Annotated in this window: 11 protein-coding genes and 1 tRNA gene; 5 read left to right on the plus strand and 7 right to left on the minus strand. The window is 63.8% G+C overall.

Annotated elements, in window-relative coordinates:
- Positions 1 to 210: 210 nt before the first annotated feature.
- The 6 genes from rpoN to F2P47_RS01050 form a co-directional block, all read right to left on the minus strand.
- Positions 211 to 1749, minus strand: coding sequence for an RNA polymerase factor sigma-54 (rpoN, locus tag F2P47_RS01025; RefSeq protein WP_152214300.1), 1539 nt, complete (start codon positions 1747 to 1749; stop codon positions 211 to 213).
- A 30-nt stretch (positions 1750 to 1779) separates the two neighbouring features.
- Positions 1780 to 2565, minus strand: coding sequence for an LPS export ABC transporter ATP-binding protein (gene lptB, locus F2P47_RS01030; protein ID WP_152214301.1), 786 nt, complete (start codon positions 2563 to 2565; stop codon positions 1780 to 1782).
- A gap of 82 nt (positions 2566 to 2647) precedes the next feature.
- Complete coding sequence (gene lptA / locus F2P47_RS01035; protein ID WP_152214302.1) at positions 2648 to 3244, minus strand: lipopolysaccharide transport periplasmic protein LptA; 597 nt, start codon at positions 3242 to 3244, stop codon at positions 2648 to 2650.
- Positions 3244 to 3918 carry an LPS export ABC transporter periplasmic protein LptC gene (lptC, locus tag F2P47_RS01040; RefSeq protein WP_152214303.1) on the minus strand — a complete coding sequence of 225 codons (675 nt, stop codon included), beginning with the start codon at positions 3916 to 3918 and terminating at the stop codon, positions 3244 to 3246. The genes lptA and lptC overlap by 1 nt, the downstream gene beginning before the upstream one ends.
- Positions 3919 to 4110: 192 nt before the next feature.
- The gene (locus F2P47_RS01045) at positions 4111 to 4722 is read right to left on the minus strand and encodes a ribonuclease D (protein WP_152214304.1); all 612 of its coding nucleotides are present in this window, start codon (positions 4720 to 4722) and stop codon (positions 4111 to 4113) included.
- Between the two features lie 87 nt (positions 4723 to 4809).
- Positions 4810 to 4896, minus strand: a tRNA-Leu gene (locus F2P47_RS01050).
- A gap of 276 nt (positions 4897 to 5172) precedes the next feature.
- On the opposite strand from F2P47_RS01050, the gene F2P47_RS01055 reads away from it, so the two are divergent.
- The 4 genes from F2P47_RS01055 to queG are packed head-to-tail and all read left to right on the plus strand — an operon-like array spanning position 5173 to position 8433.
- Entirely contained in the window at positions 5173 to 6117 is a 945-nt protein-coding gene (locus tag F2P47_RS01055; RefSeq protein ID WP_343032298.1) for a complex I NDUFA9 subunit family protein, read from the plus strand.
- Positions 6118 to 6142: 25 nt separating this feature from the next.
- A complete protein-coding gene (gene cueR, locus F2P47_RS01060; protein WP_152214305.1) occupies positions 6143 to 6562 on the plus strand; it encodes a Cu(I)-responsive transcriptional regulator in 420 nt (139 codons plus the stop codon).
- Positions 6563 to 6599: 37 nt separating this feature from the next.
- Entirely contained in the window at positions 6600 to 7280 is a 681-nt protein-coding gene (locus F2P47_RS01065; RefSeq protein WP_152214306.1) for a glutathione S-transferase family protein, read from the plus strand.
- Positions 7261 to 8433, plus strand: a complete 1173-nt coding sequence (queG, locus tag F2P47_RS01070) for a tRNA epoxyqueuosine(34) reductase QueG (RefSeq protein ID WP_152214307.1) — start codon at positions 7261 to 7263, stop codon at positions 8431 to 8433. The genes F2P47_RS01065 and queG overlap by 20 nt, the downstream gene beginning before the upstream one ends.
- Here the strand turns inward: queG and F2P47_RS01075 are convergent.
- On the minus strand, positions 8394 to 9182 hold the full coding sequence (locus F2P47_RS01075) for a hypothetical protein (protein ID WP_152214308.1): 789 nt from the start codon (positions 9180 to 9182) through the stop codon (positions 8394 to 8396). The two genes, queG and F2P47_RS01075, sit on opposite strands and share 40 nt — an antisense overlap.
- Before the next feature lie 77 nt (positions 9183 to 9259).
- Between F2P47_RS01075 and F2P47_RS01080 the strand changes: the two genes are divergently transcribed.
- Positions 9260 to 10147 (plus strand): SDR family oxidoreductase, encoded by an 888-nt coding sequence (locus F2P47_RS01080; RefSeq protein WP_246176675.1) that lies wholly within the window; start codon positions 9260 to 9262, stop codon positions 10145 to 10147.
- The last annotated feature ends 12 nt before the right edge of the window (positions 10148 to 10159 follow it).

Raw genomic sequence — 10159 nt, forward strand, 5'->3', positions numbered from 1 at the left:
TCCGGGCGCCGTGTCATCATTGCATCGGCGGCTCAACGTGCTGTCATCCCCTGTGCGCCTACCCTCGCTTGACCCAGGGGGACGTTGAGCGCGTGGCAACCTAATTGCACGGTCGGGGGGTGTCAACCAGCTCCTTCCGAGGTAAAAAACACGTTTAATTTCATAATCATAGTTTAATCCGGTGCGGGGTTGAAGGCCCTCGCGCCGGGCTCAGGCATAGACCTTCTTGTCCCTCCGGCGCTGGACCGAGGACGGGATGTTCATGGCTTCCCGATACTTTGCAACCGTGCGGCGAGCGATGTCGATACCAGACTTTTTCAGGATATCGACGATATTGTCGTCCGAGAGAACCGCGTTGGGCAGCTCCGCCTCGATCAGTTCCTTGATGCGGTGACGCACCGCTTCTGCGGAATGCGCCTCGCCGCCCTCGCTCGACGCGATCGAGGAGGTGAAGAAATATTTCATCTCGAATATGCCGCGCGGCGTCGCGACGTATTTGTTCGCGGTGACGCGCGAGACCGTCGACTCATGCATGGAAATCGCGTCGGCCACCGTCTTCAGATTGAGGGGCCTGAGATGCTGAATGCCATACATCAGGAAGGCGTCCTGCTGGCGCACGATTTCGGACGCGACCTTGAGGATGGTGCGGGCGCGCTGGTCGAGGCTCTTGACGAGCCAGTTGGCGTTGTTGAGGCATTCCGACAGGTAGGACTTCGCCTTGGGGTCGGCGGAGAACTTGCTCACCTCGGCGTAATATTGCTGGTTCACCAGCACGCGGGGCAGCGTCTCTGAATTGAGCTCGATGGCCCAGCTTCCGTCGGCGCGCTGGCGCACGAAGACATCGGGAATGACCGGCACCACCGGTTCGTTGCCGAATGCGAGGCCGGGCTTTGGATTGCAGCCGCGTATGTCCTCCACCATGCCTGCGATGTCCTCGCGATCGGCATTGCAGAGCTTCATCAGCAACTCGAAGTCGCGTCGCGCGAAAAGCTCGAGATGGTCGAGGAATATCTGCATCGTCGGATCGAGGCGGTCGCGCTCCCTGAGCTGGATCGCGAGGCATTCCTTGAGGCTGCGCGCGCAGATGCCGGCTGGGTCGAAGGTCTGGAGGGTAGCGAGCACCGGTTCGACATCCGCGAGCGACGCGCCGAGCCGGTCTGCGATCTCCGACAGGTCGGTTGTGATATAGCCGGCCTCATTGACCTGATCGATCAGATAGGCGCCGATCATGCGCTGGCGCTCGTCCTTGATCGCCATGTTGAGCTGTTCGGTCAGATGCTCGGAAAGCGTCGTCTCGCGCGTCAGCGTCGATTCGAAGCCGAACTCCCCGTCGCCACCGCCGCCTCCATTGCGGAGGTTCTGCCAGTCCGAGCCCTGCATGCCCGGCGTCTCCGCTGCAACATCATTCGCGGCGTCGCTGCGGCTCTCATCGGCATAAACATTGTCGTAATCGGTATCGAGGTCGCCGTCGCGGGAAGGCAGGGGCCCGTCCTCGCTCAGCGTCAGCGCCGTTTCAGTCGTGGGCGCCGCCTCGAAATCACTCTCGGCTTCGCGCGTGTCGACCGAGCGCTCGGCAATCTCGGGCTCGGCGACATTGGCCTCGAGCAGCGGATTGCGCTCGAGTTCCTGCTCGACATAGTTGGCGAGTTCGAGATTGGAGAGCTGCAGCAGCTTGATCGCCTGCTGCAACTGCGGGGTCATCACCAGAGCCTGGCCCTGGCGGAGTTCTAGCCGCGGTCCTAGTGCCATTTGTGATGCGGCCCCATGCCCGTTACGCCACTAAAGAGAGAAACGTTCGCCGAGATAAAGGCGGCGGACATCCTCGTTACCAACGATCTCGGAGGGCTCGCCCTCCATCAGCACATGGCCGTCATGGATGATGACGGCGCGGTCGATCAGTTCCAGCGTCTCGCGCACATTGTGATCGGTGATGAGAACGCCGATGCCACGATCCTTCAAATGCGCGACGAGATCGCGAATGTCGCCGATGGCGATCGGGTCGATGCCAGCGAAAGGCTCGTCGAGCAGCATGAAGGAGGGCTGTGTCGCGAGCGCGCGCGCGATTTCCACGCGCCGCCTTTCGCCGCCCGACAGCGCCACCGAAGGCGTGCGCCGAAGATGGGTGATCGAGAATTCGGCCAGCAGATCGTCCAGCGTCGCCTCGCGGCGGTCGCGGTCGTTTTCGATCACTTCGAGCACGGCGCGGATATTCTGTTCGACGGTCAGACCGCGAAAGATCGAGGCTTCCTGCGGCAGATAGCCGATGCCGAGCCGCGCCCGGCGATACATGGGCAGGCTGGTGATGTCGCTGCCATCGAGCGAGATCGTGCCGTAATCCGGCGCGATGAGCCCGGTGATCATGTAGAAAACGGTTGTTTTGCCCGCGCCATTGGGGCCGAGCAGGCCGACGGCCTCGCCCCGGTGCACATCGAAGCTTACCCCGCGCACGACCGGACGGCGTCGGAAGCTCTTGCCGATCTTCTCGACCGAGAGGCCGGGATTGCTCGCAACGAGGCGCGGCCCCTCATGGGACCTGGTCTCTTCTGTTGCGGCGCGGCTTTGCATGGGACGTCCTCACTCATTCGCCATCATCTGATAGCAGTTGGCATTAAATTTGTATGAAATGAGGTCTTTTACCAGACTTCTTTTATTTTTTCTCTTTCGGAGGGGGCTGGAAGAGGGCTTTAACCCGCCCGGTCGAGCCGGTTTTCGCGGCTCCGGCCTCGGCGCCGCCGATGATCTTGCTCCTGCCGGTCGCGAGATCGATGGTCAGTTTGGTGCCCCGGATGATGTTCTTGCCCTGGCGCAGCACCACCTTGTCGCCCATCAGGATGTTGCGCTTGGCGACGACATAACGGGCCCAGTCGCCATCCGCGGACTGGTCGTCCTTCGACATGACATGGACATTGCCGGTGGCGACGATTTCCTGGATCTGGGTCTTGCCGCCGGTGCCTTGCGCGTAGCTCGCCTTGAGGCGGTCGGAGCGGAGCTTCATGCCGCCCTGCGTCGCGACCACATTGCCGATGAAGGTCGCCTGATGCTGCTGGTCCTGAACCTCCAGCGAATCGGACTCGATCTCGATGGGCGCGTCGGGATTGGTGGCAAAACCGCTCAGCGGGTCCCGGGGGGCGGCTTCCGCGGCGCGGGCCGGGGCGCCGAAGGCAAGGCTTGCGCCGATGAGAAGGACGGCGCAGGCGATAGCCTGATTTCGGCGCTTGGCGGCCTGCCTCGGTGCTCCAGTCATCACTGCTTCCCCTTACCCTCTTGCCCGTAGATTCGCACTTTGACGCGGCCCTGGAAATGGAGCGTCCGATTGGCATTGTTGGCCGTCATGCTGTCCGCGCGCAACGTGCCGAGCGGCCCGTGCCCCTCGACGGGCGTGCTGCTGGAGACGGTGCCCTTGCGGAAGTCGACCATGACCGAAGTGCCGTGAAACTCGTAGCCCGTGGAGGCGTAGATGTCGATCTTCTGGGTGAGGTCGAGCGTCTGCGTTTCCGTGTCGAGAAGGCCGGTCGTCGAGGAGAGCGAAACCCAGTCCGTGTTGTTTTCGAGCTTCAGGTCCGCCTGCACATTGTCGAGCGTGACATGGTTCGGCTTGCCCGGCGCCTGCGTCGCCGTGTCGGCGGTGAGTACATAGGGCCGCCCCGACCCGTCGAGGCCGGTCACGCGCGGGCTCACCATGCGCAGGTCGTTGTTCGGCGTCGAAATCTCGCGGAAGCTGATATCGAGCTTGTCATGGGTGTCGAAGGCGCCGGAATAGATGAGCACTGTCGCGAAGAGCGCTATGGCGCCGAGCGGCAGCGCGACCTTCATCGCCGAGACAAAGCGGCTATGGCGCGAAGCCGGAGGGCGCGCCTGCAATGGGGCCCCGCGCCGTTTCCCGGCGTTGGCCTCGCTCTCGCCGAGCGACTCGCTCATTCCGTTTCGTTCCGCATACAGAGGAATCCGGCTCTTTCGAGAGGCCTTGCTTCAGCCCCGGTCCGTCCGGACGCTTTGGACATCGTTTGGACGATGGCATGTTCACGTTGGCGATTATGCGCGTAAGGGGCTTCAAGCGTCAACGAAAGCGCGGCTTTACGCGCCGGCCGCCCGCTGGTCGCGGCACCGGCCTCAATGCGCGAAAATATCTTCCTCGGGCCAGCCGGCGAGATCGAGCGAGGCGCGCACGGGCAGGAAGGCGAAGCAGGCCTTGGCAAGCTCGATGCGGCCCTCGCGGGCGAGCATTCGGTCGAGGATCGCCTTGAGCTCATGCAGATGCGTCACGTCGGAGGCCGCATAGGCTAGCTGGGCTTCGGAAATCTTTTCCGCGCCCCAGTCCGAGCTTTGTTGCTGCTTCGACAGATCGATGTTGAGGAGCTCCTTGCAGAGATCCTTCAGCCCGTGACGATCGGTATAGGTGCGCACCAGCTTCGAGGCGATCTTGGTGCAGTAGATCGGCGTCGTGACGACGCCGAGATATTTCTGCATCACCGCCACATCGAAGCGCGCATAATGAAAAATCTTGAGCACGGAAGGATCGGCCATGAGCGCGCGCAGGTTGGGCGCGTCATAGGTCGAACGGTCGAGCTGTACGAGATGGGCGTTGCCGTCACCAGCTGAAAGCTGGACCAGGCAGAGCGGATCGCGATGAGGGTTGAGCCCGAGGGTTTCGCTGTCGACCGCCACACTCGAACCGAAGCTCAAGCCGGCAGGCAGGTCGCCCTTGTGCAGCGTGATCGCCATAACGCCTCGTTTGCTCCGTTGGTGCCTTCAAGGTTCAGGCCTTGAAAGCAGCCCCGGCGTTCAGGTCGCCGAGGAGCGAGAGAAAGATGGTGCCCAGGAGAAGACTCGAACTTCCACGCCCTTGCGAGCGCTAGCACCTGAAGCTAGTGCGTCTACCAATTCCGCCACCTGGGCTAACCGGGGGGAGACTTAAATAGCGCGCGAAGGCTTGTCAATGGACCCTGGAGGCCTGGAACGGATTTCCGTGTCTCCGACACCCCGGCAACTCGCAATTGCGGCATTCCGAAGCCTTTGCCGCGGGCAGGCCGTTGGGCTATCAAGGACATATGTGACGGCGCCGGCTCAAACCGGGGCCAAGGCGGATTTGAGGCAGTTGGAGGCGAGAAGAGCGTGGCCGGGACTGGAACTGAACATAAGCGGGCTGCTCTGCGGCCGGGAAGCCTGATTACCGTGTTTGGCGGGTCGGGATTCATTGGCCGCCACGCCATCCAGGCGCTGGCGCGGCGGGGTTACCGCATCCGCGTCGCCGTCCGGCGCCCTAATGAGGCGCTTTTCGTCAAGACAACGGGCGATGTGGGCCAGGTCGAGCCCGTTCAGGCCAATATCCGCGATACGCGCTCCGTCCGCGCCGCCCTCGAAGGCGCGGATGCGGTCGTGAATCTCGTCGGCATTCTCCATGAAGCCGGTCCCCAGCGTTTTGAAAGCGTGCAGGCAGGCGGCGCCGACAGGGTCGCCCGTGAAGCCAAGGCGGCAGGCGTGGGCATTTTCGTCCATGTCTCGGCCATCGACGCCGACGCCGAGAGCAAGTCCGTCTATGCGCGGACCAAGGCGCTGGGCGAGCAGGCCGTTCTGGCCCAGATGCCCAATGCCGCGATCCTGCGCCCCTCGGTCGTCTTCGGGCCTGAAGACGACTTCTTCAACCGCTTCGCCGCCATGGCGCGGCTGTCGCCCTTCCTGCCGCTCATCGGCGGCGGCAAGACGAAGTTCCAGCCCGTCTATGTGAAGGATGTGGCCGAGGCGATCGTCCGTGCGCTCGAAACGGGCGCGGCCGACGGCAAGGTCTTCGAACTCGGCGGACCGGAAACCGCGACCTTCCGCGAATTGATGGAGCTCACGCTGCGCGAGATCGGCCGCAAGCGTATTCTGCTGCCGCTGCCGGTCTTCCTCGCGAAGCCGCTTGCCGCGATCCTGCAGCTTCTGCCCAATCCAGCGCTCACGGTCGACCAGCTTCACCTCGTCACGCTCGACAATGTGGTGAGCGAGGCTGCACAGAAGGAAAGCCGCACGTTCAACGGCCTTGGCATCGCGCCCACCGGCATGGAAGCGATCCTGCCGGCCTATCTCGGCCGCTTCCGCCGCCGCGGGCAGTTCGAACAGCTTCATGTGACGGAATGAGGCCGCTCAAAGGGCGGAAGGCATCATGAACATAGGCGAGGTTGCGACCCGCTCGGGCGTTCCGGCAAAGACGATCCGCTACTACGAAGACATCGAGCTCATCGAAAGCGCGGATCGGGCCGCGAACGGCTATCGTTCCTATACGGAGGAAGCCGTTCACACTCTGCGTTTCGTCGCCCGCGCGCGCAATCTCGGCTTCACCGTCGATGAATGCCGCGATCTTATCGCGCTCTATCGCGACAAGGCCCGCGCCAGCGCCGATGTGAAGCGTATTGCCGAAGGCCACATCGCCGAGATCGACAAGAAGATCGAGGAATTGAGGTCGATGCGCGCGACGCTCGCGGACCTCGCAGACCGCTGTCATGGCGACGACCGGCCCGACTGCCCGATCATCGACGGACTGGCCTCGATGAACGGGCCGCACTGCCGGACATCTTCCAAGTGAGGGCGCGGGCCCTTTCCCACGTTTAGACTGCGAGAACATGCGTCAGCTTTATCACCTGCTCATCTCCCCTGCCTGCCGCAAAGTGCGCCTTGCGCTGGCGGAAAAGAACATCGGCTTCGAGCTTGTCGAGGAGCGCGACTGGGAGCGACGGCACGAATTCCTGGCGCTTAACCCCGCGGGCGAAGTGCCCGTTCTGGTCGAGGAAGACGGTTCCGTCATCTCGGGCGGCATGCCGATCTGCGAATATCTGGAAGAGACGGCGACGGAAATGCCTCTCATTCCCGGTACTGCGATGGATCGCGCCGAGACGCGCCGCCTTGTCGACTGGTTCGACCGCAAATTCGCCGCCGAAGTTTCGGACGGATTGATTTTCGAAAAGGTGACGCGCCGTTTCCTCGGCGCCTCCGAAGGCGGTGGCGCCCCCGACATGGGTGTGGTTCGCGCCGCGCTCCACAATCTGCGCTATCACCTTGATTATATCTCCTACCTCATGGAGGAGCGACGTTGGCTCTCCGGCGAGGAGATGACGCTGGCCGATCTTACTGCCGCCGCGCATCTCTCCTGCCTCGACTATGTGGGCGACGTGCCCTGGACCCAGTTCCCCGGCGCGAAGGACTGGTATGTCCGCATAAAATCGCGCCCCGCCTTCCGGCAGATCCTCGCCGATCATGTGCCGGGCATGCCGCCGACAAAGCTCTATGCCAATCTCGACTTCTGATCGCGCCACGACAGCGGAGGGTTTGAAGCCCGCGCTCGTCGCGCGTGCGAAGGAGGCAGGCTTCGACGTCGTCCGCATCACGCGTCCCGATGCGACGCCGCTTGCCTCATCGCGTCTGCGTGAATGGCTCGCTGCCGGGCGTCACGGCGAGATGGGCTGGATGGAGGGCACGGAGGAACGCCGTGGCCATCCCGGCATTCTCTGGCCAGATGTGAAAAGCGTCGTCATGCTGGCGATGAATTACGGACCTGACGAAAATCCGCTGAAGCTGCTCGAACAGCACGACCGTGCCGCGATCTCGGTCTATGCGAAGAACCGCGACTATCACGACCTCGTCAAATCTCGGCTGAAGCAGGTGGCCCGCTGGCTCGCCGAGACGAGCGGCACCGAGGTGAAGGTCTTTGTCGATACCGCGCCCGTCATGGAAAAGCCGCTTGCGGAAGCGGCGGGCATCGGCTGGCAAGGCAAACACACCAATCTCGTCTCACGCGATTTTGGCTCTTGGCTCTTTCTCGGCTCGATCTTTACGACGCTGGAACTCGAAGCCGACGAAGCGCATGAAGATCGCTGCGGCGAGTGCCATCGCTGCCTTGACATCTGCCCGACATCAGCTTTTCCCAAGCCTTACGAACTCGATGCGCGGCGATGCATCTCCTATCTCACCATCGAGAACAAGGGGGCGATCCCGCGCGAGTTTCGCGAAGCGATGGGCAACCGCATTTATGGCTGCGACGATTGCCTTGCCGTTTGTCCCTGGAACAAGTTCGCGTCGGAGGCGCGCGAAGCCGCCTTCCATGCGCGAGACGAATTACGCGCGCCGCATCTTGCCGATCTCGTCATGCTCGACGACACGGCGTTTCGCGCACTTTTTTCCGGCTCGCCGATCAAGCGCGTGGGGCGCGACCGCTTCATCCGCAATGTGCTGATCGCCATCGGCAATTCGCGCGACAAGGATTTCCTGGCCCTGGTGCGCGAGCGGCTCGGCGATGATGCGGCGCTCGTCCGCGCCATGGCGGTCTGGGCGCTGGGCGTGCTCGTACCCGATGAGGCAAGGGCGCTCGCCGCCGATGCGCTGTCGCGCGAGGAGGATGAGAGCGTCCGGGAAGAGTGGCGCTATTGCGCGGGTTTTTCCGATTTGTCGAGCAGCGCCTGAGCCGCTGCGGCTGCGGGATCGGAAGCGCGGCCCGTCTGCTTCGCGAAACGGACAACTGTCATCCAGTCGGCCTTCGCGCCGGAAAGATTGCCCGTCTCGGCCCGCATGCGCCCGCGTTCCAGCAGCGCATCGAGATTGTGCGGCGCGAGCGACACTGCGCGCTCCACATCCGCGAGCGCCGCTTTCGGGTGGCCGAGATTGCGCAAGGCGGTCGCGCGGAGCGTGAGAGCCGCCGCGAGAGACGGGCTTTCGGCCAAGGCCTCGCCCGCATCCTTGCGCACGCCGTCCCAGTCTTTTTCGAGCGCCCGGACCTGCGCGCGGCCCAGGTAGAGTTCGGGCACTCCCGGCAGAAGCTCTATCGCTGCGTCATAGGCCGCCCGCGCCTTGGCGAGATTGCCTGCGACCGCCCATGCGCTTCCCGCCTGCCCGTAAATTTCGGCGCGTGTTTCGGCCGGCGCGTCCGTCATGGCATCGGCCAGTTCCTGAAAGCGGGCCGCGGCTTCGTCGAGTTCTCCCAGTGCGGAAAGCGCCAGCGCTTCGCAATGAAGCGCCGCATTGCCGCCAGCCGCCGCTTTCCAGTCCCGGGCATAGGCGAGCGCCTTGACGGGCTCGCGGTCCGTCAGTGCGACGCAAGCTTCGTAGCTGTGCGGCTCCGCCGGTTTGGCAGGCTCTGCGGCGCGGGAGGGCGAGGCCTGCCCAAGCGCGGTGAGCAGGGCGAGAAGGGGGAGGCTTTGTCTGACGGTCATCATGGGCGATAACCTCCCCGAGGCGCGGGCGCATTGCAAGTCAATAGCCGGTAATGGGGCAGCCTATAGACGGAGCCGTGGTGAAAGAAACGGGGAAACGACTTTTCTGCTTCGGCCTTGGCTTCAGCGCCGAGGCGCTGGCGCGGCGATTGAGCGAACAGGGCTTCGCCGTTGCCGGCACCTGTCGGGGCGTGGAAAAGGCCGTGGCGCTTGCCGCGAAGGGCTTTGAGATGCATCTTTTCGACGAGGGGCATCCGCTCGCCGGTCCGGCGGCGGCGCTTGGCGGCACGACCCACCTTCTCCTATCCATTCCACCCGGCGCGGCGGGCGACCCGGCTTTCGCCGCCCATGCGCGGGATATTGCGGCACTGGCGCCCAGCCTCGAATGGGTGGGTTATCTCTCGACAACGGGGCCTTACGGCGATCGCGGCGGCGACTGGGTGACGGAGGATGCGCCGCTCGCGCCGTCGACGGAGCGCGGCCGCCGTCGCCTTGCCGCCGAGGAGGCGTGGCGCGGGCTCGCCGCCGACGCGGGGCTTCCGCTTCATATCTTCCGGCTCGCCGGGATCTATGGTCCCGGACGCAATCAGATCCGCAGCCTTCTCGACGGCACCGCAAAGCGCGTCGTAAAGGAGGGGCAGGTCTTTTCGCGCATTCATGTCGAGGACATAGGTGCCGTGCTCGAGGCCTCGATCGCGCGGCCCAATCCCGGCGCGGTCTATAATGTCTGTGACGACGAGCCCGCCCCGCCGCAGGATGTTGTGGCCTACGCGGCCCTGCTTCTCGGGCGCGAGCCACCGCCCGAGATCCCCTTCGAGAAGGCCGAGCTTTCACCGATGGCGCGGAGTTTCTATGCGGAATCGAAGCGCGTCTCGAACCGGCGCATCCGCGAGGAGCTTGGGGTGTTGCTTGCCTATCCGACCTATCGCGAGGGGTTGGACGCGCTTGTCGAACTCGAGACAAACTGACGCGGGCGGCAT

Source organism: Parvibaculum sedimenti (assembly GCF_009184905.1).
GTDB lineage: Bacteria > Pseudomonadota > Alphaproteobacteria > Parvibaculales > Parvibaculaceae > Parvibaculum > Parvibaculum sedimenti.

Coding starts and splice junctions, on each gene's coding strand:
- rpoN (WP_152214300.1), bottom strand. CDS start 1,749: ATGGCACTAGGACCGCGGCTAGAACTCCGCCAGGGCCAGGCTCTGGTG.
- lptB (WP_152214301.1), bottom strand. CDS start 2,565: ATGCAAAGCCGCGCCGCAACAGAAGAGACCAGGTCCCATGAGGGGCCG.
- lptA (WP_152214302.1), bottom strand. CDS start 3,244: ATGACTGGAGCACCGAGGCAGGCCGCCAAGCGCCGAAATCAGGCTATC.
- lptC (WP_152214303.1), bottom strand. CDS start 3,918: ATGAGCGAGTCGCTCGGCGAGAGCGAGGCCAACGCCGGGAAACGGCGC.
- F2P47_RS01045 (WP_152214304.1), bottom strand. CDS start 4,722: ATGGCGATCACGCTGCACAAGGGCGACCTGCCTGCCGGCTTGAGCTTC.
- cueR (WP_152214305.1), top strand. CDS start 6,143: ATGAACATAGGCGAGGTTGCGACCCGCTCGGGCGTTCCGGCAAAGACG.
- F2P47_RS01065 (WP_152214306.1), top strand. CDS start 6,600: ATGCGTCAGCTTTATCACCTGCTCATCTCCCCTGCCTGCCGCAAAGTG.
- queG (WP_152214307.1), top strand. CDS start 7,261: ATGCCAATCTCGACTTCTGATCGCGCCACGACAGCGGAGGGTTTGAAG.
- F2P47_RS01075 (WP_152214308.1), bottom strand. CDS start 9,182: ATGATGACCGTCAGACAAAGCCTCCCCCTTCTCGCCCTGCTCACCGCG.